This is a genomic window from Polaribacter sp. 2405UD43-2 (assembly GCF_058147125.1).
Window position 1 is genome coordinate 1 of sequence record NZ_JBYVJX010000084.1, and the last position, 241, is coordinate 241.

General features: G+C 35.3%; 1 protein-coding gene. It reads right to left on the bottom strand.

Annotated features, from left to right (window positions below; genetic code table 11):
- The coding region (locus ACY2RX_RS14845; protein WP_490104744.1) for an SDR family NAD(P)-dependent oxidoreductase at positions 1 to 241 on the bottom strand (241 nt) is incomplete at both ends.

The window sequence follows — 241 nt, forward strand, 5'->3', positions numbered from 1 at the left end:
ACTGTTTTTGCTTTTTCAGTATCTCCTTTAAAACGAACATGATAAAATTCGGCTTCTACTGCTCCTGGATGAATTGCGGCAACACGAATATTGGGTTTGTTTAAATCTATTCTCATTGCTTTATTTAAAGCGTTTACAGCGTGGTTTGATGCACAATATACATTTCCGTTAGCATATATCTCTTTGCCTGCGATAGAGCCAATATTTACAATAAAACCGTTGTTTCTAGTTGTCATTTGTG